The organism is Rhizobium sp. Leaf311 (assembly GCF_001423445.1).
Taxonomy (GTDB): Bacteria; Pseudomonadota; Alphaproteobacteria; order Rhizobiales; family Rhizobiaceae; genus Agrobacterium.
This window is the reverse complement of record NZ_LMNZ01000004.1, coordinates 496,301-496,502: the sequence shown is the minus strand read 5'-3', so window position 1 is coordinate 496,502 and position 202 is coordinate 496,301.

Genomic DNA, 202 nt, shown 5'->3' with positions numbered 1-202 from the left:
ATTCCGGCTCAAGGCCGGAATGACGGAAGGTAAGGGAATGCCCGAAGTCAAAGGAAATCGCAGGCCGAACCAACAACAAGTCTCCCCCGCCGATACGCCAACAGCACCCACCGCAGCACACCGCAGCCCACCCCGGCAATCCCCACCCGCCACAACCCACCGCCGTCACCCCGGACTTGATCCGGGGCCCAGCGATCCGACA